11 protein-coding genes are annotated in these 22465 nt (G+C 61.2%); 10 read left to right on the forward strand and 1 reads right to left on the reverse strand.

Annotation, left to right across the window (positions count from 1 at the left end; genetic code table 11):
* The 10 genes from MESAU_RS02790 (at position 1) to MESAU_RS31030 (ending at position 20727) form a co-directional block, all read left to right on the forward strand.
* On the forward strand, positions 1–1281 hold the full coding sequence (locus MESAU_RS02790) for a YcaO-like family protein (RefSeq protein ID WP_015314529.1): 1281 nt from the start codon (positions 1–3) through the stop codon (positions 1279–1281).
* Positions 1278–2018, forward strand: a complete 741-nt coding sequence (locus MESAU_RS02795; RefSeq protein WP_041163597.1) for a TfuA-like protein — start codon at positions 1278–1280, stop codon at positions 2016–2018. Before MESAU_RS02790 ends, MESAU_RS02795 begins: the two co-directional genes overlap by 4 nt.
* Entirely contained in the window at positions 2018–3199 is a 1182-nt protein-coding gene (locus tag MESAU_RS02800) for a hypothetical protein (RefSeq protein ID WP_015314531.1), read from the forward strand. The genes MESAU_RS02795 and MESAU_RS02800 overlap by 1 nt, the downstream gene beginning before the upstream one ends.
* Before the next feature lie 348 nt (positions 3200–3547).
* A complete protein-coding gene (locus MESAU_RS02805) occupies positions 3548–12382 on the forward strand; it encodes a hypothetical protein (RefSeq protein ID WP_041163261.1) in 8835 nt (2944 codons plus the stop codon).
* Positions 12379–17886 carry a hypothetical protein gene (locus tag MESAU_RS02810; RefSeq protein ID WP_015314533.1) on the forward strand — a complete coding sequence of 1836 codons (5508 nt, stop codon included), beginning with the start codon at positions 12379–12381 and terminating at the stop codon, positions 17884–17886. The genes MESAU_RS02805 and MESAU_RS02810 overlap by 4 nt, the downstream gene beginning before the upstream one ends.
* A complete protein-coding gene (locus tag MESAU_RS02815; RefSeq protein WP_041163262.1) occupies positions 17883–18485 on the forward strand; it encodes a M35 family metallo-endopeptidase in 603 nt (200 codons plus the stop codon). Before MESAU_RS02810 ends, MESAU_RS02815 begins: the two co-directional genes overlap by 4 nt.
* A gap of 21 nt (positions 18486–18506) precedes the next feature.
* On the forward strand, positions 18507–18767 hold the full coding sequence (locus tag MESAU_RS32350) for a twin-arginine translocase TatA/TatE family subunit (RefSeq protein WP_015314534.1): 261 nt from the start codon (positions 18507–18509) through the stop codon (positions 18765–18767).
* Positions 18768–18822: 55 nt separating this feature from the next.
* Positions 18823–19152 carry a hypothetical protein gene (locus tag MESAU_RS02825; RefSeq protein ID WP_015314535.1) on the forward strand — a complete coding sequence of 110 codons (330 nt, stop codon included), beginning with the start codon at positions 18823–18825 and terminating at the stop codon, positions 19150–19152.
* 312 nt (positions 19153–19464) lie between these two features.
* On the forward strand, positions 19465–20313 hold the full coding sequence (locus MESAU_RS02830; protein WP_157163619.1) for a hypothetical protein: 849 nt from the start codon (positions 19465–19467) through the stop codon (positions 20311–20313).
* 21 nt (positions 20314–20334) lie between these two features.
* Complete coding sequence (locus tag MESAU_RS31030) at positions 20335–20727, forward strand: hypothetical protein (RefSeq protein ID WP_015314537.1); 393 nt, start codon at positions 20335–20337, stop codon at positions 20725–20727.
* A gap of 310 nt (positions 20728–21037) precedes the next feature.
* Here MESAU_RS31030 and MESAU_RS02835 read toward each other — a convergent pair whose 3' ends face one another.
* A complete protein-coding gene (locus MESAU_RS02835) occupies positions 21038–22384 on the reverse strand; it encodes a tyrosine-type recombinase/integrase (protein ID WP_015314538.1) in 1347 nt (448 codons plus the stop codon).
* Positions 22385–22465 lie beyond the last annotated feature (81 nt).

The following is a 22465-nucleotide window of genomic DNA, read 5'->3' on the forward strand; positions in this document are numbered from 1 at the left end:
ATGCTTGAGGTCTTTGGCCGGCGGGATAATCTGCTAGACGAAGTCAGAGCACTTCGAGCAACTGCAAACTCGGTGGAGGGAGTTCGGGCCTGTCCCCAGGCCGGACTACCCGAACTGCTTGCTGCGATCGAGCCGCACTTGTCGTGTTTCGGCATCACACGCGTGGGGGATCTGACCGGACTCGATGTCATCGGCGTTCCAGTCTTCTCCGCGACACGCCCGAATTCCCGATCACTATCTGTCTGCGTGGGAAAGGGCGTGTTTTCCGAAAATGCTAGGGTTGGCGCGGTCATGGAGGCCATCGAGCAGGCGCTGGCCGAACGACACGAGGATCTCGTCTCGCAAGTAGCCAACCAGGAAGATATGGAACGCCGTGGATTGAGATGCATCGACGCATCGGAAACCCTGCGAACGACCGCCGACGCCCAGGATCCCCGACGCGAACGGTGTTGGGTGACGGGGCTCTCGATGGTCGACGGCCAGCCGGTGCATGTGCCTTTTGAGCTCGTCGGATTCGATCTGCGGGTCGAGACACGATGGGATCACACCTCCTATAATATGTCCACGGTCGGTTTGGGTGCAGGGTCCTCGATGGCTGATGCCGCCCTTCATGCAATGCTTGAGGTGGTCGAAAATGACGCGACAGCATTGGTGGATGTGTTCGGCAAGCTTTCGGGCTTCGCGCGACCGGTCGTATATCGGCCCGGTCGCCATCAACAACTTGACGACCTTGTCGCCAGAGTACGGACCGCCGGTTTCGACTGTTTCTTCGCCGTCGTATCTGGCCACGTTGCCTTACCTACGTTGGCTGCTTTTGTCTCCACGCCCGAGGGGAACCACGCCGGAGTTGGAATTCGTGGTTTTGCCGGGTTTGCATGCAGACTTTCGCCCGAGGAGGCAGCGTTCGCGGCCCTGCTGGAGGCGGTTCAATCCAGGCTTACACAGATCGCCGGCGCGCGCGACGACCTTTCTCCCGACGATTACCGTGAGGAGCGCCTACTTGAGCGCCCAAAGGGTCATGCACGCACTCTCGAAGAGATACCTCGATGCGACCTGCCTGCCAACGCGACATCGATCGAGAAACTCAATGTCGTCCTCTCAGCGATCCTGCAATCCGGCGCTCGCGATATCATATTCGTTCCGCTAGGTGGGTTTTCTGATACGGTCAGGGCCGTGCGCGTTCTGGTGCCCGGTCTGCAGTCGGCGGTCGGACAGAATGTTGTGCGGGTAAGCATGAATGCTCTCGAGGCGTTGTGGTCACCGGAGAAAGTGGCGCCGTGAAACCAGTCATCTTTGCCGGCCCCAGCATTTACGGCATAGAAAAGGGAGATCTTGTGTGGGCGGATCTACGCCCGCCGGCCGCCTGCGGTGATATTCTGCGCGCGTGCCAGAGCCGTGTCTCAAGAATTGGTCTTGTCGATGGCGTGTTCGAATCGTGCCCATCCGTCTGGCACAAAGAGATATTGTTTGCCCTTGCGCTTGGTGTCGAGGTTTTCGGTGCGGCCAGCATGGGAGCCCTCAGGGCTGCCGAATGCCATCGGTTTGGCATGCAGGGTGTAGGGATCATCTTCGCACAATATCTATCAGGCGAAAGAATTGCGGACGCTGATGTCGCAGTTCTGCATGCTCCGCCGGAACTCGCTTATCAGCCACTCACGGTGGCGCTCGTGGATGTCGAGGCAACCATCGCGCGTCTGTCTACCCTGCGATTGCTGGCGCCCTCGCAAGAGGCGGCGCTCCTCAACGCCGCGGCCGAGCTACATTTCAAGCGGAGGACATGGGCCCGCATTCTGGACATCGCGAGCTTCGACGGACTCGGCAGGGAGACGATGGAGTGCAATCTGCGTCGCCACAAGGTCAGCCAGAAGACGCTTGACGCCAAAGAGCTGATTGCGCGTCTAGGCCAACCCGAGATCGCCCGGCACACAATCACAGCGTCCGAACTGAACCGAACAATTTATTTTGACATGCTTGAGACAACGATTGCTGCGCAGCCACCAGCCGGAGACCTTGGCTGATGAACCAAGATACACTCGCCGACGAGGTCACAGGACGCATCACACGGATGGCGCTTCAAATTTCTTCGGATTTGCTCTCACCTGAACAATCCGACATGAAACTCGCGTATCAAAATCTGTTGCAGGCCTTTCCTGCTGGCATGGATGTTCAACTCTTTGCCGATAGCGCGAGTGCCGTGGATGTCAATCGTTGGGTGGCTGGCCTCAATTTGTCTTGCTGTCCCGCCGTCACCGCGCGCCCTGATGGGGAGGTGACGAACACCCCGTCGTGGATTCGCGATGCTTTTCTCCGAGGTGAACGCAGCGGCCGACGAACTTACGTAAAATGCGTCATCAGTGCGGGCAGAGGCGACCAAGCCAATTGGATTTCAGCAATCGACGGAACTCCCGTCGTCAAAGTGCCGGACACTTACTTGGATGGTGGTGATAGCCTTGTCGGGCCGGATTTTCGGTTAGTCGGAAAGACTGCGTTGTACCGCACAGGTAACGAAATCGGTGGATACCTTTGTAAGCCAGCAGTCGCATTGGCCCGGCTAAAGGCCCTCGACACCAGACCGCTTACTGTCGTGGGCTATTTTCCCCAAAGTATCCGCGACAAATCCAGCTGGATAAAGTTCGAGCTGCAACGCCGAATGCAAGAAAGCCGTGGCTCGGCGCCGCTGGCAGCAGGCATTCCACCCACCTTGCCTATCTCGCTCGCCATGATGCGAGCATTGATCGCCACCATCACTGATCTATTGCTGAACCGGCTGACCCAAAGCTGGTTGCACACCGATCAGGTAGTTGCTGTGACTGGCCGCCGGGAAGCTGGAACGAAGGGCACGCTTCTGGTCGCGGAAATCATGCCAACGGGGAACGGCGGCCAATCGGAAGGTCCAATGGCTGATTGTCTCAGGGCGCTGTCGGAATACCTGCGCGGCAGCGGGTATAAGGTCATCAACAACCCGACACGGTATAAGAACGCACCTTTGGCTTACAACAACACCATTGTTCAGACCGGTCCCGACATTGTGTGGCTTCCGCAATTTTCCACGAATGGCGAATTTGCCGATACTGATGCGGCAAATCGAAAAATCTGGTGCGACCTTGGCTTTGAGGTGAGGCCTGTCGACGGCTGGATGGCGTTCCACCAATCCTCTGGTGCTATCCGCTGCGCAACCAATGTGCTTGAGCGCCAATAGCAGCATCGCTCGATGACGGAGCGAACCTTGCCGCCTTCTTCGGAAGGTGCGCGAAGATATGCCAATTCCCGGCGGCCCTGACAACCCGATCAGGTTCTGCCTCCCATTCCAGCGACAACTCGTCAAACGCGCTGCTCTCAACCTGCCGGTTGCGTCGTGTAACGGCTGTGTCACGCCAGCCGCTGCTCACTTGGCCCGTCACGTTCGCGGCCGTCATCAAGGCGCCGCTTCAAAAGGCGGCGGGCTCCCTGAGCCGGGCCGCTCGGCTTGAGGTGAACCATGAGGAACAGTCTTTACCTCCCGTTGTGCGCAACCCCGGTAACTGGACACAGGTACCCCGCGCTTCCGGTGAGCCGGCGCCAGTTTCTCGGGCTTCTGGCCGCAACCCCAGCACTTCCTGGTATTTCCCGCGTTTTCGCGGCCGACAGAACCGACGACTCGCGACTGCTGCTGCGGTTCGATCTCTCGTCCGATGGGCGTGAACTCCAGGTGGTGCGCGTCGATGCCGAAAACAAAAAGCCAGTGGCCGGACTCGATGTTCTGAAAATGAATCTCGACATGTTCGGGCCGAAGGCTTGGTTCGACCTGTCGCTTCCAGATGCCGAAGGCAAGAAGAACGCGGTCTATGTTCGCGACATCACCTATGGCGATCTTGAGCATCGCAAGATCGTGCTGTTTTTCGAGAATGCCGGCGGATGGAAAATTCGCATCCTCACCGATGTCTGGCTGGACAGCGACGGAGCCTCGCTTGAATACGAGACGGAAAGCCCGGTGTTCCTCGATGACTTTCTCGCATCACGTGCCGAAGCCACCGAAACCTTATGGGCGTCGCGCGTCAGCCAGACCTTCCGGCGGATGTTCTCCGGCCGCATCGATGCCGGCAGCAGCCACGACGACGTCGTGGTCGGGCTGACCAACAGCTTTCAGTGGCACCTGCGCACGATCGGCAAGCCTTTGACAGCGTTTGCCACGCAGGTCGCCATCACGGACTTCAGTCTTGGCTGGAACTACGAGCCGAGCAAGACTGGCACAGGCGTCGAGCAAGGACCTTACTTCGCTGGTGTTGGCATGACAGCGTCGGTTCTTGATCTGCGCGCCGGCGACAAAACAGGACCGCAAGCTCGATTGCTGAATCCTGAACCAACCCTCGACAAGGGTTGGCAAGTTGAGATTCGCCGAGGTCCCTCGGCTCTTATGCCCGACACGTTTCAGACAGTGTCACGTATCGTCATCGACAAGACGGGTGCCGAATTCCTGGACAAGGGCGTGCGGATCGCGGGACCGCTTGCATTGGAGCGTGCCGTCGCCACCGAGACCGCGGTGGCCCTCCCCGGCCAGGCGCCGATTGTCCGCACGGTTTTATCGGCCAGAAGCGTCGTTGACCCCAAGGGCGAAGGCGGGCCTGTCGAAACGCCTATCGGCACTATCCGCGTCGATGGCGCATATGACGAGGTCCTGCAATTGCAACCGGGCGAGGGGACGCCCGGTGGCGAGGTTGGGCCGGGCAAGGGCGAGGACGATTTCGGCAAGATCATGCTTGCCGCATGCGGCGACCGTGCAGGCGCACCTGGACAAACGCTCTGGATCGTAGCTGATCGCAATGGCAAAGCCGGCGAAGGAAAGACCGGCGGCGTGAAGATCGACAACCGGCAAACCCTGCGCCGGGCAGCGGTGGACCTGCATCTCCTCGAGGCTTCTGCCGCCCTGCCGGATGTCAGCCACAGCCGCCTGCTGTTCGAACGAGCCGAGCTGTGCCTTGCCTATTCCGACGGAAATCCGCTCGGTGGACTGATTGCCGAAGCGCCAACACCCGAACGCTCCAGCTTCGTCTCGCTGAGCGGGGCGGCGGACGGGGTGCGCGTCGCCAAACTCGACCTGGCGCGCGCCACGCTGGTTGCGGCGCGCGACTACGACCAGATGCGGCTTCGCTTCCGCTTCTCCGACATGGTCCTGGCATTCTCGCCGCTACCAGCCTTCCTCCCGGTAAGCGACGATTGCGGGGTGGTTGTCGTGCCGCGCCACGAGCGCGCAGACATGCCGGAGGGGGAAGGGCGGGCGCAGCCAGAGCCGGCGCGCGTCGACACGCGCCCGGTTCTGGTTGTCGAATTTGATCCCCAGCACGTCATGGAGCGCGCAATCTTCCTGCCCGAGCCGCCACCTTTGCCCGACGTGGCCCTGGCTCCAGCGGACCAGCAAGAAACTGGCAACGCCGACGATGTGACGGGCCGTAAGACGATCCAGGACGCGAAAATTGCCAAGGAGGCAAAAGACGCGAGCAACGACCATTCATTCGTTGATTTCTGCGCGGCGTTTGCCGCCGCGGAAGAGACGAAGCTTCTTCCTGAAGCGCAGAAGATTTATATCGGTCCAGACGGGCTGGATCCTGACGCGTTCGAAGCCGCGCGCAAGTTGCAGGCCCTATCGCTCGGCCAGACGATCGAAAAGGCTGTCAATCAACTCATCGATATCCAGGCACGAGATCAGATCGCCGCTATCCTGGCCTCGGCCGGTGCCAACGCCGCCCACACGCAGTTCAAGCGGCCGATCACAGATCTTGGCCTGCGCCTCGAACTGGAGAGCACTGTCGAATCCAGCCTGCCGCTCTACGCCCTGTTTCGGAGCTTCTACCGCGATCTGATGACCGGGGCCGCCGAGAAAGCCAAGGCGGCAGAGCCGCCGCTCCCGGGCGAGGCCGCAACGGAATACTTCCATCCAAACAACCGGGACGGCGTCGTGGGCGACGACCTGGCGCGGGCTATCCGGCGCGATAGCAATGCCCGCAAGAACTTCAAGGACTTCGCTGCCGGTCGTGACGAAATTCCCGATATTGTCGAGGCCCGCCTCTCCGGTCCGACCCGGCTTGCTTTCCGCCTCAACTGCCGGCCGGGAGCAGGCGACAACAACGACGCCAACGGCCTGGCAGCGACGCCCAAGGCGTCGCCTGCCAACCCCGGCGCGGCGGGCGTCGCCTTCGACGGCATGCCTTTCACATTTGCCGCGCTCACCGACTGGTCGCATCACGAGCCTGCGGTTACCCGTCGTGCCGAAAAGCTGTTTCGCGAATTGCCCAGCGGCGTCGTGCCCCCGCTGGGCGAGCAGGCCGCCGACCTCGACGACCGCCACATGCTGGACTACCAGGGCCTCAGCGCCGGAGAAGACGTCACCGGTGCTCAGCGCATGGGCGAAATTCGCGCCTCGCTCGCCACGGCGCCGAACGCCCTCGAAACGGCAATCGAAATTCCGTCGCGGCTGTTGCTGTCGACCGCGCAGGATGCGGTCTGGCAGACGACGCGGCGGTTTCCCATCCCAGGACCGGATACGACTTTTGCCGATCCTCCGGCCGTGCTCGAATTCGGTGCGGAGGTTACCCAGCCAGGCGCGCCGATCGCCTCCCACAGCCGCGATCTGTGGACCGCGCGTTTGCTGATCGAGGACGTGCAGCCCGGCCTGCGCGTGGTCGGCACGCCAGACTTTCGCCCGATGGCCCTTGAACCGGCGACGCGCGATGGCCGTGTATTGTTGCCGGGCCATTTTGCGCCTCCGCGCGGTGCCTATGCGCCATGGTTCCTGGGCAAGGAGCAGGCGACGTCCGGCGCATCATCGCCCCGTGATGCCTATGTCGCCCGGTTTGGCGACGCAGACAACCAGTGGAAGGATGTCTCCGACGACGCGTTCTGCGTGAAGGCAAAGGACTTTCAGCCACCAAGGAAGCTTCGCCTCGTCGACTGGCTGTGCCGCCGTCTTGGCATCCGCTCCGAGACTGAAAGGGACATCGAATTCTTCCGCACCTCGCTCGACGCCTACGACCGGCACGAGTTGGTGCTGTTGACATCCGCCTACGGTTTACCTGTCACCGGCAAGCGCCAGGCCATGGGCGAGGACGTGGAATTGTCCGGCACCCTGGTCGATGGCTCCGGCCAGTTCGAACCCGGAGCGGATTTTGCGCTGCTCGACGGTCGCAGCGACGAGGCGATCTATCGGCCTGTCGCCCTGAATGCCACTGAGCTGACGCTGTCGACGCTCGGTGGCTCGTTTACGCACGACACGCATTTCAATCCGCCGGCGACGGCGCTCGACATCGATGGTCTTCCCTTCTTCAACGGCATGACCATCGAGCGTTGGCAGCACGACATCGTGCTTGGCCGCGACATCCGCGCCGAGGTCGTCTACAAGGGCTATCTGTTCCCTCTTGGCCACCGGGCATCGCTGGTCAAGCTCACCGAGCGCATCTTCCTGCTGACCAAGAACCAGGGCTACAAGGCGCTGTTGCGCCAGCGCATGTTCCTGCGTGTCGGCAAGCCCGAGAAGAAATATCCCGCTGTCGGTCAACCCAATTCCGGCCGTCAGTGGTGCGCCAGCGACGTGATGATGCTCACCCGTCGCACCCCCGATATCGTCGATCCGACCACGCCGGTGGGTCCATCTCCGAAGGAGGGCGAAGTCGCTCCCAACGGCATGCTGTCGCTGGGTGATCAACCCGGCCTTGCGTTCTGGCCGAAGGTCAATCTCACGGATCAGGGCCTCATCTCTTTCCAGTTCACGCTCGATGACAAGAAGACGTCGATGCCACTGCTGTTCCTGGACAATGTGGCTGCGACCACACCAGGAAGCGTGCGTAAGGTTGCCGAATACTACAACACCCATGCGAATGTACGCCGCGACATGGCGTTGAACGGCCAAAAGCTGCGTTACGCGGAAGAGAAAGAGAGCGGTGACACGACGTTCGCCACCGATCGTGTGACGGTGGTTGCGCAAGGCCGGCAAGGTCCCGGCGGAACCAGCTGGGAGGGCGACAATACCCTCTACGAGACGACGGGCGTGCTGGAAGGCGCCGAGCAGCCGCCATTTTATCCGGCTGTCGAAATCGCCGACATCCACATCGAACAGGTGGAGCGTTTCACCGGTTCCGCAACCAACGCGACCAAGGTGCGCTACGACGGACATTTTCTTGCACACGGTTTCCCGCGGGAGAAAGGCGTGAGCGCGAAAGATGCCAGTGACGTCGCCGCCACGGACAACCCGGCGGAAGTGTTTCTCGATCTCATCACATCGGTAAAGTTGGACATGGGGGGCAGCGGCGACCGCTCCGGCGGCATCGCCCGGCCGAATTCGACGATCCAGGCTTTGTCGCGAAGCAGGGGACCGCTCGGCGCCGAGAAGCCGACCGTCGAGACCCGTCCCGGATCTGACATTGTCTCACTGGCCAAGTACTTCAGCAGGGCGGTCCCCGTGACGCCGACGACACCCACCGCGGTCGCGCCAGCAGCAACTGGCGGCGGCTCGGCCGCGGATGGCCAGCTTGACGTGTTCAAGAACTTCTTCTCGTCCGATGCCAAGCTGCTCGGCATCGTCAAGCTGCAGGACCTGATGTCATCCTTTGATCTGGCCGGCGCGGACCTGCCGCTGCTGAAGGAGACAATGGAATTTGGCTCGGCGCTGCAGAAGACGACATCCGATGCCCTGGCCCTGGTCCGGGTCAACGTGCTGCTGCCGTTGCGGACCGCCGTCGATGCCATCGCAACGCAGTGGGACGCACTCGACGAGCGTCTGCAGGCTGAACAGAAAAAACAGGCGAAACTCGTCGGCCAGGCCGATGTCCAGATCATCTCGATAAAGACCTATTTTCCCGAGATCGAGGATGGGCTTTCCGGCTTGCGCCGGTTGCTGGACGATGCGCTGGCGGAGAACGACCTCCTTGCCCTGCCCAAGAGACTTTCGGCCGTCTATGAGGCGGGCAAGCGGTTCGCGCGACTGCTGTCAGCGCTTGCCGCGAATGCGCCCGAGCGGATGCAGGAAGCCGTGCGCAATACGCTGCTCGGCGGCATATCGGATATTCTCGCCGCCAAGACTGCGCTCGAAACGGTACTGGCCAAGATTGAGGCGGTAGGCAACGGCGATGCGCAGGCGGCGGTTGCGGCGGTGGCGGCCGAGCTTATCGCCGCCGTCGACTTCTTTGACGACATCATCCCACTGCCAGTGCCGGTTCCGGATCTTGTTGCGGCGGTTCGAGTCGTCGCAGATGCGACGCCAGCCGATGTCGAAGCCGTGGCGCGGGAGACCGCCAGACTGCTTCGAACCGCGGTTTCCACTGCCGGTGGTGACTTGCGCGCCGCCGTCGAGAAGGTGATCGTCGATCTGGCGACGGGCGGCACGACACCAGAGGCGGCAGCAGCGGGCCTCGCCAAGACGACGATCGGTATCGCTTCCGGCGCCGTCGACGGAGCGCTCGTCTACGTCAGGGATAATGCCAACGAGCCATACAAGTCCAGGCTTCTCGCCGCCGTCGGGGCTTACCGCGCCCGACTGCAGGAAATCGATGCTGCTATCCCCATGCACGATCTGAATTCGGCAAGCTTGCCTCCCGCCTTGTTGCAATTGGTAACCGAGTTGCGTCGCCTGCAGGATGGCGGCAAGTCGGTAATCTCGCTCGTTCAGGCCGTCAAGAACAATGACGTCGATGCGGCACTCGCTGCCTCCGGAACCGTTGCACGCCAACTGTTCGGCGTGGAAGTCGACCTGAGCAACCCCCTCACAAAATCGGCCGGCGAGGCTGCGAACGCATTCGACGCGCTGGCTCGGCTGCTCGGGTTCACCAGCGATACGGCGCAGCAATGGCCGACGGACGACGAGGCCGAAGCGGCTGAGATGCTCAAGCTACCGGACACGCTGCCCGCAACAGGCAGCGGCCTCATGAAGGTCGCCAAGGCGTGGCAAGCGGCAGGGCAGCTCACCTTGGACCTTGCTCCCGCCAGGAAGGCATTCGTCGACCACAAGGACGATCTCCCGTTGTCGCTGCAGCACGACGTGGATGGCGTGCTTTCCGATACGGAGACGTTCATCGGTGTCCTGAAAGCGCAGATCGGGGAGGCCTATCGGCACACGGTGCATCTCGGACGAGGGCTTCAGATGGTTTCGCGGTCGTTGCGAGACTTCGAAAAGCTGACGCCTGGAAGTGGCAATACGCCTGACCTGACAAGACTTCTGCAGCGACTTGAAGCTGCGCGTGGGATCATCGAGAGTGCTGTGGATGGCTTGTCCGGTGTGTTGCGGGCGGTCCGCGAGGCTCTCAACGCCTACATCATCGGCAAGCCCAACAATGTGGATGCGTTGGCTCTGGCGTTCGCGGCGAAGTTGGGCGCGAGCACCGATATTCAGAGTGCCGTCGAGACTGTCCAGGACTCACTGAAGTCCGCCCAGGCCGAGATCGCGGGCAGCCTGACGCTTGTGGCAAGCTCGGTGTTGAAGCTGCTTGGCGAAAGCTGTCTGCTCACCACGGCTGGCATTGCCTCGCTCAAACAGCTCTTCACAGACCTGCCCAGCGTGTTCGACCCCGAACGCCAGAGCGTGGTTGACGCGCTCACCGCTCTTGAAGCGGCGGTGCCGTCGGATCTGCCGGAGAATTTCGGGGTCGGCATCGATCCCCAGACCATTGCCGAATTCCTGGCCTTGACCGTGAAGAAGGATACAACAGTCGAGGCATTCTTCTTCGGCCGCGGCGGGTCGGCCGAGTTCAATACCGTGCGGGAGAAGCTGCGGGCGGCTGAGGCAACCGCCATTTCAGCCTATCGCAGCCTGTTCGACCGGGCATCGGCACTGCCTGCGAGCTTGCGTGATGAGGCCTTTCGCCTGGTTAAGCTGGCCTTCGCGCCATTGTCCGTTGGCTATCAGAGCATCGTCGCCGCCCGGGACAAGGTGCTGGCCGATCCCTCGATCGCCAAGGGCCTCGCTTCGGCGATGGTTCGCGAAGCGCTCCTGGTCGAGCCTGATCCGAACTTCCCGCACGATGGCGACAAATCGGATCGGCTCGGGCAGGAGGCCGGCTGGATTGCCGACGTGGCGAAGGCGACCGATTTCGGTCAGGCCGACATCCGCAAGGAGCTCGCTGTCCTGCTGGAAGGCTGGCGCACCCATAGCGCCGCGCCGCAAGTGATCGCCAACAATCTCAAGAAGCTCGTCGTCAAGGCGACCAGCGGCGACATCCTCAGCATGATCGACGTCGCTGCCCTGCGTGACGAGATCGAGGACGCGCTGGCCAATCTGGTACCGCTGCGCACCACGCTCGCCTACGACATGAACCTGGCTTCGGGTAGTGGCACGGAAAAGGGTGAAATCTTCCAACTTCTCCCCGGCAGCACCTTCAACGTCGCCGTTCGCGTCGACATCGACCTGCTTGGCCAGGATCCGGTCAAGTTCCGCGCCGATGCACGGCTCGGTGCCTTCCAGGTGAACCTGCTTGGCAGCATCTTCGATGCCGTCACGCTGAAATTCCGTGGCGCGTCGTTCCTCATCGAAGATGGTGGCAAGCCGTCCTTCGATGTCGACTACGACACTTTCGAGATCGGCGCCCAGCTCAAATTCGCCGAGAAACTGCAATCGTTCCTCAGCCCGAGCGACAGCGGCTTTTACTTGCAGCCGCTGGACAGACTACCGGGAATAGAAGCCGGTTACGGCCTCAACCTCGGCACCATCCAGCTTGGCGGCATCTCGTTTTCCAACGTATCGCTGAACGTTGCCGCCTTGTTGCCGTTCACGGACAGCGAAGCCCAGTTCCGCGCCTCGCTGGCGCGCCGCCTGGCGCCCTTCATCATCAGCGTGCCGCCATTCGGCGGCGCCGGCTACTTCGCCATCACCGCGAACGCCAGGAGCATCGTCGGTTTCGAGGCGTCATTCGAGTTCGGCGGCAGCGCCGACTTCACGTTCGGGCCGCTCGTCGCCTACGGCCGCATCATGTGCGGTTTCTTCATCCGCACGCAGTCCCTGCCCAGTGGCCGCGTAACGGACATCTCCGGCACCTTCTTCGCCGGTGGCGCCGCCAGCATATGGATTTTCTCCTGCTACGCTTCGCTCTACGTCAAGCTTGGCATGACGTCAGGCGGTGCCAACGATGGAGCGATGCAAGGCGAGGCGGTGTTCTCCTTCTCGTTCTCCATGGGGATCGTCGATTACGACTACAGCGTGCGGGTCTCGAACAGCCAGCCTGCCTTGGGAAGCCAACAGGCGGCGCTGGAGAGCCCGACCCGCTTTGCGAATGCCGATGGCATCGACCGCTCCATCATTACCGGCACGATCCCCGACGACAATGGCTTTGTCACCGGCGCCAGGGCCCTGACCGTCGGCCAGGACAAGGATCCGGAAAAATACTTCAACTATTTCGATGTCGACCTTCTGGAGGATGCAGCATGACCGACGTTTCCGTCCGCCCCTTCTTCCGCGTGGTCGCCAATGGTCTTGCCGGCAACGGCAAGCACCGGATGAGCCTCGTCGCGACGCCGGAACGCGCCTTACAAGGCGGCTTCCCGCTTTCGAAATGGCCAAGCGAAATGGCCAAGCTGGTTGCCCGTGGCATCGCCCTGTCGGGTGACGGCGGTAAGCCTGGCCCTTTCCAGGTCAAGATCGCGATCGCGCCCAAGGCGACGCAAGTGCTGACATCGACCGGTTGCTGGACGGCCGCCGAACCCGACATCGCAACCATTCGAGAGGTGGCCGCAACGGCCGCGATCAAGCGGCTCGGCGACCCGAAATCTTCAACCGTCTGGACTGACATCGACGCGATCTGGCAGGAGGCCTTCGTCGGCGTTGCCGACGACAAGGCATGGACGGATCTGCAAACGCTGATCGACCGGTCATTGACCGGCAAGACCTTCACCGCCGATCTCAGCGACAAGGCGGATCCCGCCGCGATCGAGGATCGCGGCCGCATGCGGCCGTCGCAAGCGACACCGACTAACACCACGGTGATCAAGACCATCATTCCGGCGCGTCAGAGTGATCTCGCCTTCCATCTCGAGGCCGAGCGGGCACGCCGCGTCGCCGAGCAGATTCGCGCCCCGTTGCCACAGCTGTCCGATCTTGCGTTGAACGCACCGAAGGCCGTGGAACCCCCGGCCGGTCCCGTCACCGCCGAAGTGCTGCTGGCTGAACTGAAGAAGCGCAAGCAAGACGAGTTGATGGCGGTCGTCGATGCAACCGAGGAAGATCGCAAGTGGGCGACAGGCAAGTTCAAGGAAGTCACGGACCGGGCACTAAGCAGACTATGCAAGCCGGTGTCGAAGGATACACCCAAGGTCCAGGATCCAGGCCAGCCGGCGCCAGCCACGCGGGCGCAGGCTGCCAAGACCCAGCTCTACGGAAGCTGGGCGCAGGCGCCTCAGGCCCCTGACCACGGGTCGGATGCCAAACGCCAGGAGCATGTGGCGCATACCTTCTATGCCTTGCAGGGCGATCCCGGTTTTGCGCGTTTGTTCTGCCTGACGATCGATCTCGAAGTAGAGAAACTGGACGCCGGTTATGTCTTCCTGGCAGCCGAGAGCGATGCGCCCGAGCGTGCGACGCCGTTGGTGTGGACGGCGGCCAAGATCGCCAATGATCATTTCTGGCCAGCGCCCAAGGACGAGATTGACGTGCCGCAGGTCGCGCTCGTTGATGAAAGCTGGGATCCCTTCATCTGGCCCCAGATCGCCGGTCTCGACCAGTTCGACGGCATAGCGATGATGGGAGCCGGCGCAAGCGCGACGGCCGCGCAGAACAATCCACGCTTCGGTCTTGTTTCGCTCGACATGCGTCGGGCTGCCGAACTGACGGGCAGCGACAGCGTTGACGACGCCGGCGGCAATGCGAATGGTTTCAAGACCGCCGGCTTCACCATTCTCGACCGCATGCGCGCCGACGAGGCGGTTCGCACGGCCGCGCGCACCAGCGCCCAGAATTCCGTGACGCCGATGGACGGCGAGCATCGCGTGCGCGCGCTGCTGTTTGCGGAGGATCTGACCATCGGCCGGCGGCTGGACGTCGCCGTGGGCAACAAGAGCGACGATCGCTGGCGCAGCCTCATGAATCGAACCGTCTCTTATGATTTCCGCGTCGCCGGCAAGGCCAAGCCCGGCGTCAGGACCGCGCTCGATATGCTGATCGGCGCACCGGGCACACCGGAGCGGCGCGATCTCGATGCCAGCAGCATGACGTTCGTCTCGCGGCTGGTGCCGCGCGGCCCTGCACCGGCCCAGGATGCCAGCGTCGATGTCGACGCCGTGGTGGAGGAAGCCGTTGCTCAGTGGGATGGCACCCCCATGGCCGTACTGTGTGCCCCCGAACGGCCGGAGCCAACAGGACGGCGATTGCCGTTTCGGCGTACTCTCAGCCTTCCCGACGCCAAAACCGATCCAGCCTCGCGACCGCCACCGCTTCGCTATGGCGTCGGCTACCGGTTCGCCATGCGTTCGACCTTCCTCGGCGGCCATTCGGTGCCGATGCGGGAGGACGGCGGTCATCTGCAGCGGCAGTTCAATACGACCAAAATCCATCCGATGGCCCCGCTGCTGGCATTTCCGGCGAAGTTCGGCGACGAACAGTCTCCCGCCGCACGGAGGCGCTTCCTGCGTCACGAGGCTGTCGGCCATCCCGACATCCTCCTTCCCCAGCATATCGCCACCAAGAACAATGGAGCGATCGGTTTTGAACAGGCCGAGCGCGCGGTCCTACGGTTCAACAATTCCGATGCCGTATCCTCCGATGAGTTCATTGCCGGTGCGCCTTACCGGCCTGCCGACCAACGCGCTTATCCGCGCCAGACCATGCGCATCGTCGTACCTCCGACGATCGCGCAGGACGACGCGGTCCGGCATGGCATGTTCGATGTCACGGATTTCGCGGCGCGGCTAAAAGGTGGCTTGCTCGACGTGCGGCGAGACCGTCAGATTCTCAAGGACGATGTGCTGGTGCCGGCTGGCTTTCCGGTCGCCGTCACTCGCAAGCCGACCGGCTTTGGATCGACGGGAGCGGAGAAGGTTCGCGACATCGTCTATCTGGGTGAGGACGGGCCGGCCGAAACAGTGTTCGTGCCTGGCCACGATGTCGGGCGGCGTCAGCCGTTCCTGCCCGATCCGGCGGCCGAGACCTATGTGCTGAGATTGAAGCACCGCGCCACCGGCGCCTATCTGGACGGGTCGCTGCCCATATCTGTCTACGATGGCGGGTTGGCCAAATGGCCGAACGCGCGGCCTCTGGCCATCGTCATGACACAGGTCAAGAACCGGCCCGCGCCCAGCTCGCTCGATGACGTGCTGACGCTGGCGAAAGCGCCCGACCAGTTCTTGTCGTCCGACGGCACCTTGGCGAAATCCGGAGCGCGCGTAAGGGTGGTCGAGATGCGTGTTGCACCTTCCGAAGACTTCATGCTCGAGATTTTCTGTGTGCCGTCGCCCGAGCGGCTGGCGAAATGGTTCAGCCTGCCGGAGACGCTGGGGGCGCTGATGAACCCGATGGGGACGCCGATCGACGCAAAGGCTCTCGAAGCCATGTTTGGCCGGTCGGCGGCGGACGCGCTGAAAGCGTGCCTGGCCACCCATGAAAAGGCAACGGACTGCCATTGTTCGCTCGGCGGTCACGTCGGCGCCAACGACGATCTTTTGCTCGAAGTCTCCAGGATACTCTTGCAACACATGGCCTGCATCCAGCCAATCGCCGAACTGTCGGCAGTCGCCTCGATACGTGCCGCCTGCGTGGCCAGCCGGCCGGCCCAGGCGCCGCAATGGGCGGTGTCGCCGTTGCCCAAGGACCTCGATGCTGCCATCGCCGCCGTTGAATGGATTGGCGACGATGCCGAGGTGCGGAGATCGGCGAGAAATCTGTTCGGCGCTCCCGGGGCGACGCGGCCCGCCCCCGTCGAGGACCGGCAGGAAGGCAGCGGCATACGCACGAGGGACGCCCTGGACGTGGCGAAGATGGTGTTCGATCCGCGCGCGGACGAAGGCTCGAAGGAGTTCCTGCTCACCGGCGCCATCTCCCTCGATCTGACCGACGCCGACAGTTTCGAGATCGTCGCCGAGACGGTCTCGCCCCGCAGCTCCGTCATGGATGATACCAGTCGCCGCCGAAGCCTGAAGGCCAGGCGCGCCGGCCGTTGGCCGAGCCTGCTCGACGCCACCGGCCAGCGCCGGTTCCTGTCGGTGCAGGACGTCTATGGCTTTGCCGGCATCGACGATGAGAAGCGCGTCAGCCTCAGGCGCTCTCAGGTCACGCTGCTGCGTTGCGAGGCCCTGCCGGTCGATGGCGCCATACCGCGCTGGCCGCGGTTGCAGGGGCGTTCCGTCATCAGCCTGGCCATGGTGCATGAGGCGGCGCGACGCGGCGTGATCGTCGTCGACGGGCCGAGTACGCCACCACCGGCTGGTGGTGGCCAGCCAAGCCTGATGTTCAAGTCGGACCAGGTGCATACGTTCCCTGACGCTAAGGCGAGGAAGCTACTGGTCAAGGCGGTGGCGTTCTCGCGCTTCGCCGCCGACTGGGAAACCGCGGACCGCTGGCGCGGGCCGAAAGAAGCCAACGTGCAGCAGCTGGCCCGCCGTCAGCCGCTCAATCGAGCGCAGCAGATCCGCGAAAGCGATCAGCTCGAGGTCTGGCTTCCAGCGAGCGAGCGCCCGGCCAAGTGCGTCGTCCGTTCGCCCATGCCGGTATTCCGGACCGAGCGGCTGACGGTCGACGACCATGGCCTGCCGGTCCATACGCTGAAGCGCGGTTCGGTAACCCGCGTCTACCTGTCGCGCGGCTGGTTCTCCTCCGGCGAGGAGGAGCGGTTGGGAGTCGTGGTCTGGCCGCCGAACCAGTTCGACGATCCGCGAGCGTCGCTGGCGCGCAAGTTGCGCGACTACTATGGCCGTGACGTCCAGCTCGACCAGCTATCAGACGAGTTCCTCGGCAATCTCGGCGGCTTCATCACCCGCTGGGGCGGCGATCCGATCCGCTGGGACAGCGAACCCGACACCGAACCGTTGATAGGGCCGCTAAACTTCGCCGACGTCGCCCATCTCGTGCGCAGGCCCGGCAGCCCGCCGCTGGCACCCGAGGTCATCGAGCGACTGTCGGCATCGCCGCACGATCCCCGCATAGAGACGGACGTGCTGATGCCGGTCGCCGTGCCCGCGGACGAAAACGACGCATCCGGCCAGCAAGGCGCCAAGCCGAAATTCGAGATGGCGCAGGTGAGCCTCATAACCTACCAACCGTGCTTCGACGCCGACCGCGAGGAATGGTTTGTCGACATCGAGATCACGCCTTCGAAGTCGACCGATCCATTCATCCGGCTGGGCCTGGTCCGCTATCAGCCGCATGCACCGGACATCCTGAAGGTCTCCGAGCCCGTGGTGGTCTGGAGCCAGATCCTGCCCAGCCGCTCCGTCACCTTGACGCCGATGGCTGAAAAGAGGGGCGGTCTCAGCGTCTGTGCGACCGTCAGCGGTCAGGCCTCGGAACGGGTGCGGCACCACACACGCTACGAAAAGACCGGGCATCCGATCTACGATGTTCTCGACAAGCCGCATATGCGTATGGCGGTGGTTCACGAAGCGAGTGACGGCAAGGGCCGGCTAAGGCGCACGCCAGTCAATCTCGCCGCCTACCAGGCGGTCGACACCGACCCCCATATAGAACATGGCATCGCGCAGTGGACCTTGAACCTCTCCATCGCCGCAGGACGTCTCGCCGAGCTAGGACCGGGCCAGTTCTACGCCTACTTCGAGGAGGTCGAGCGACGCATGCCGGCGACCTACGCTGCCGAACCGATCAAGCCGGAAACGATGTTCACCGCCAGCACGCTGACCGAGTCAGGTCCACGCTTCTCGGCGCGCGTCCCGTTTGAAGCGCCAAGCACAAGTCCTCATGCAACCCAAAACGAACTGGGAGAAGTGAAATGAAAAAGCCAATCAGTCTTGTCGCGGGAGCGGCGGCCTTGTTTTGGTCAATCGACGTGCGGGCCGACAGCTTCGATGACTATCGAGTCGCATGTGACACTACTCAATCAAGCGCGGCACAAGCTGCGGTGGATGAAGCACATAGAAAGTTGAAATCAGCTATCGACAGTCTACCCGCCGTAAATTCGGACGTTGGAGCCAAGTTCCAGCGCTGGTTCGGCGGCGCAGAGGGCGACGATGATCCAATCATAAAGAATGTGTATCTGGAAGTTAACGGGTTTTTGACGTTCAAAACTTTCTGGTGTCCGAACAAATCCATGCCGGATGATGATCTAGGAACACTCGCTTTTGTTCCCAAGGGGTCGTTCTCAGAGGTTTTCTTGGAGTCGGGATTCTTCGCCTTGCCTGCAACAGGCGCAAATTCGCAAGGCGGGGCCATCATCCATGAGGCGTCTCATCAGGCAACCAGCGCCAGAATCGTCGATAACGAATATGGCCCCTCGCAATCTGAGCAACTCGCGAAATCCGCGCCGCAAAAGGCAAGACGAAACGCCGACAGCCTTGAATATTTTGCCGAGGACGTCGCTGACGGCATTCCCTGAAGGCGGCTGCTGATCGCTGTGATGGGAGCAAAGAAGACCGACTCGGGCTCGAACAAGTGGAAGGAACAGGAAATGGGAACGCTAAGCATATGGCACTGGCTGATCGTCATAGTGGTGATGATGCTCTTCTTCGGAAGGGGCCGCATTTCGACGCTGATGGGGGATGTCGGAAAAGGCATCAGAGCTCTGCGACATGAGCTGCGGGACATCGACGAAACAAAGTCCCTTGCTCCGGAAGGCGAAATCCACAGGCAAGCGGCGACACGCGTTTCTGTCGATTAGCTGTTCGTCCGCAGTATAGCATCACAAATTGAGGTCGACGTTAGGAGGACTGGAAATGAAATCGCTCGCTCTTGCTCTAGCTTGTTCTGTCTGCATGTTCACGCCAGCCCACGCAGGTTCGGGCACCATAGCCGCCGTCAATGACGATCACGCGGATCTGTTCGTGTCGATCTGGGATTTGAACACCGCCGACAACAAACTGGTCTGGGACAAACACCGGCTAAATGATGGCCAGCAGGAAAACCTGGCGGTTGAACTCGACGGAGACAGAAAGGCCAAGATCAAGTGGACCAGTGTTCGAACCGATGGCGATCCGCCGCCAGCCAAGACCGAACCTTCTGTCGGCGTGAATGAGGGAGACAGTTTCTACGTCAATACATTTTAATAAGTTGTGCGAGCAGCGGGCGGCGTTGTTCGTTTGCTCGACGTGAGCCCCACCTAGCGCTTGATACGCCGAAAGGTTGCGGAGGTGGTTCCCGTCCGCCTTTGCTCGGCGTCGGTTCCCTTGGGTCCTCTTAGAGCAAGATAATATATTATCTGTTGCTTAAATGCTACAGACTTTAGTTGGTAAAGACGAATATTTTTCAAGAAATAAAATGTTCTGGGGGCGTCTGCCGGGTCTTTAGGCGACGCCAAAGGCTAGAGTTTATTTGGCGGCCGAAGAAAGAAAAATCTTGATGCCAGCGGGGGCACTACATTGATCAAGCTGAAGAATCTAATCGTCGCCGCATCGTGTTGTCTATCCCAAGCTGCCTGTGGAACATACATTCCCAGTCAGCGAGATTGGCCAAAAACCAGTTCAGGTGATGTCGAAAATATGAATACGGAACTCGCCAGCAGCATTGTATGCGAGTTGAGCTATGCTGTGACCCTTGCAATTAAAAATGACCGCGAGGAGGCAGAAGACAGGAGCAATCACAAGCTCTATGGCAGCTTCCTCTATGATTGGGGTGTGGAAGTCGCGACGGATTTCACGGTTTCAGAAAACACAACCATCAATCCTACGACGGCTTGGCTACCGCTTTCCCAATTCAGCCTGGCTGGCGGGATCAGCAAAGGAGCGGTGGCGACCAACGTCAATACCTTCAACGTATTCTACCCCCTATCCGCTCTCTATAAGCCGGATATTTTCAAAACAGACACCAAGGAGCGGCCGTGCCGTCAGCCAGCGGGCCATCAGGAAGGCTCGCCGCTCGTAGATATCGATCTGCGAATTTTGCCGCTGCTGGAATCACGTATTCAAACGGTGCAGCTGCATATCGCTGACGCGCCCGACAAAAAAGAAGTGATCAAGGGCGGGAAGAACGTGCTTCAACAGACAGTATCGATCAAAGAAACGATATCCGGCGACATCACGCCGACCTGGAAATTCACGACTTCTACGGTGAATGCATCTGGCAAACTCTTCTCAGCAGGACGGGAGCGAACACACAAGATCGTCTTTACGTTCGCCCAGTTGGCAGATGACAAGCAAACCTTGTCTCCCTTGGGTGAGGCTTGGCATATCAACGAGCAGAAGAAGGTCGGAATTATTGTCCAGCAATAGACGCAGCTATAGGAGAGAAAGTTGAGCAAAGAATCAGAGGTGCAGCCGAAACCCGCAACAACGAAGACGGATGAGAAGAAGGGGGCGTCAAGCGCGAAACCCAAAAAGCCGAAGGCTGCCACAAAGCTCACGAAGGTTAGGCTCAACTCGCTGATGGCTAATCTCGACATCTCATCAATGCATAATGACGATGTGGCAGCCGTCCTGCTCCACTGTGCGTCAGTGCTGAATTCGCGCCGGACTGCGAGTAACCTCAGCCTCAGTGAGGCGATGGCAAATGCCTTTCAAGGGTGTTGCTGGACGAAAGCCGGTGACAGTCCCATCGTAACCATAAAGAAAGATGGTCGGGTGAAAGGGCACCTTCCCTCTAAAGAAGTTGCGCGGAAGTATCATATCCCGAATTGCGGCGGCTGAATTTAACCGTCTTGCTGCAGTCGCTGACAGCATAATGCGGCATTGTGCTGAACCCTGCTAAGGCTGGCGTCAGCCCGATTTCGGACCGCGCCTAAGCGGGCGCGAAAGCGCGGAGCCTCCGCTTCGTCGATCTTGTTTCTGGCATCGAGCGAGCCCACCCACATTTTACTATCCAACGCCTCTCGGCAGCCGTTCGCTAAACGCGCTCCACAAAGTTGATCTGAAGGCGGAACTGGTCAGTGGAGCGGCCCGAGGCAGGCTAACCCGTCGAGCGGCGAGGCGATTTGGCCAGGTCACGCGCGGCATTAATCTACGCAGCAAGTGCTTCGACGTCAGCGTCCTCGTCAGCCGCGACCTCAGAAAACAGACGCGAAAGAGCGGCCCCTCTTGCCGGGCGATCGAGGGCGTACGATGTTCGCGTGAAGCGCATTCCGTCCAGAAGGCCATTAATGTACCCCGCGATCGTGTCAGCCGCCATGATCAGCGCGGTATCAACGGTATGGATGTATCGGCTCGTCACTGTGCCACGCGAATGACCGAGTAATGCCGCAACGGTAGCTTCTGTGAAACCGAGGTCGTTGGCGACACTGGCAAAGCTGTGGCGGAGCACGTGGGGCGTTATGTCCTCGAGTGCGGTCCCCTTGAGAACCTTCTTCCAATACTTAGGGAAGCCAACCAGCGGCTTGCCCTCGACCGTGCCCGGAAAAACGAAGGTGTCCTGCTCATCCTTGCTCAGGTCGTCCGTCATGTCCAGAACCGGCAGCCCGACAGGCCTTACCGAGGCACCTTCCTTGCTGTCCTCGAAGCGAAGACAGCTGTTTTCAACATCGACCTCGGTCCATTTCAGGCTCACTATCTCGCTCCGTCGGCAGCCCGTGAGGGCAAGGAACCGGATGATGGCGAGAGAGGTACCCAAAGCGTCATTCTCAGCTGCCTTCCGTAGAATCGCTCCGAGTTCTCGATACTCCTGCTCTGTCAGACGGCGATCTTTGACGCGATCAGCTTGCTTCCGAACGCCGTGGGCTGGGTTCTTCTCGATGATCCCCTGCTCTATCGCGTAGGTAAAAATACCACCGAGCAAACCTACCGCACGGGCGGCTGTTCCGGCCCCACCACGAACAATCGCGCGACCTCGCGCTCTGGTCTTCACATTGGCCTTGGTCCGTCCGGCCGTGACGTCCCGGACGAAGCGGTTGACGTCGGTTGAAGCGATGTCCTTCACACGACGGGTGCCCAGAAGCGGGATGATGTGACGACGGATCCGGCTCTTGTCGATCGTCAATGTCGATACCTTTTTCGGTCGACGTCCCTTGCCCAGGATCAAGCCCTTGTCAGCATCTTCGAGATATCGCTCACAAAGTTCCTTGACGGTAATCGCCTGGTGATCGAGGCGCCGTTCCTCTGACGGGTTTTCGCCCTGGGCGATTTTCCCCAGGAGTATGCGTGCTTCTCGACGGGCGGTTTCGGGTGTCCAGACGCCGTGAAGCCCAATCGTATAGCGGCGGGTACGACCGGCGGCGCGGTACTGGACGAGGTAGCTTCGTTTTCCAGACCGAAACATGCGTAGTCCGAACCCCGGCAACTCGTCGTCCCACATGAAATAGTCCGCATCGCGTACTTCGGCAGCATCGACAACGCGCTTTGTCAGTCTGGCCATGAGTTGCCCTTCCTGCACACCTCTCGCCTGCTTCCGCGGAAGCACCATGGAAGCAGGCGGGAGAAAATCTCGACCTGCTGC

This window comes from Mesorhizobium australicum WSM2073, assembly GCF_000230995.2.
GTDB classification, from domain to species: Bacteria; Pseudomonadota; Alphaproteobacteria; order Rhizobiales; family Rhizobiaceae; genus Mesorhizobium; species Mesorhizobium australicum.

What these genes read in the sequence shown, in the direction of transcription:
- MESAU_RS02790 (WP_015314529.1), top strand. Translation starts at nt 1, where the DNA reads ATGCTTGAGGTCTTTGGCCGGCGGGATAATCTGCTAGACGAAGTCAGA.
- MESAU_RS02800 (WP_015314531.1), top strand. Translation starts at nt 2,018, where the DNA reads ATGAACCAAGATACACTCGCCGACGAGGTCACAGGACGCATCACACGG.
- MESAU_RS02810 (WP_015314533.1), top strand. Translation starts at nt 12,379, where the DNA reads ATGACCGACGTTTCCGTCCGCCCCTTCTTCCGCGTGGTCGCCAATGGT.
- MESAU_RS02815 (WP_041163262.1), top strand. Translation starts at nt 17,883, where the DNA reads ATGAAAAAGCCAATCAGTCTTGTCGCGGGAGCGGCGGCCTTGTTTTGG.
- MESAU_RS32350 (WP_015314534.1), top strand. Translation starts at nt 18,507, where the DNA reads ATGGGAGCAAAGAAGACCGACTCGGGCTCGAACAAGTGGAAGGAACAG.
- MESAU_RS02825 (WP_015314535.1), top strand. Translation starts at nt 18,823, where the DNA reads ATGAAATCGCTCGCTCTTGCTCTAGCTTGTTCTGTCTGCATGTTCACG.
- MESAU_RS02835 (WP_015314538.1), bottom strand. Translation starts at nt 22,384, where the DNA reads ATGGCCAGACTGACAAAGCGCGTTGTCGATGCTGCCGAAGTACGCGAT.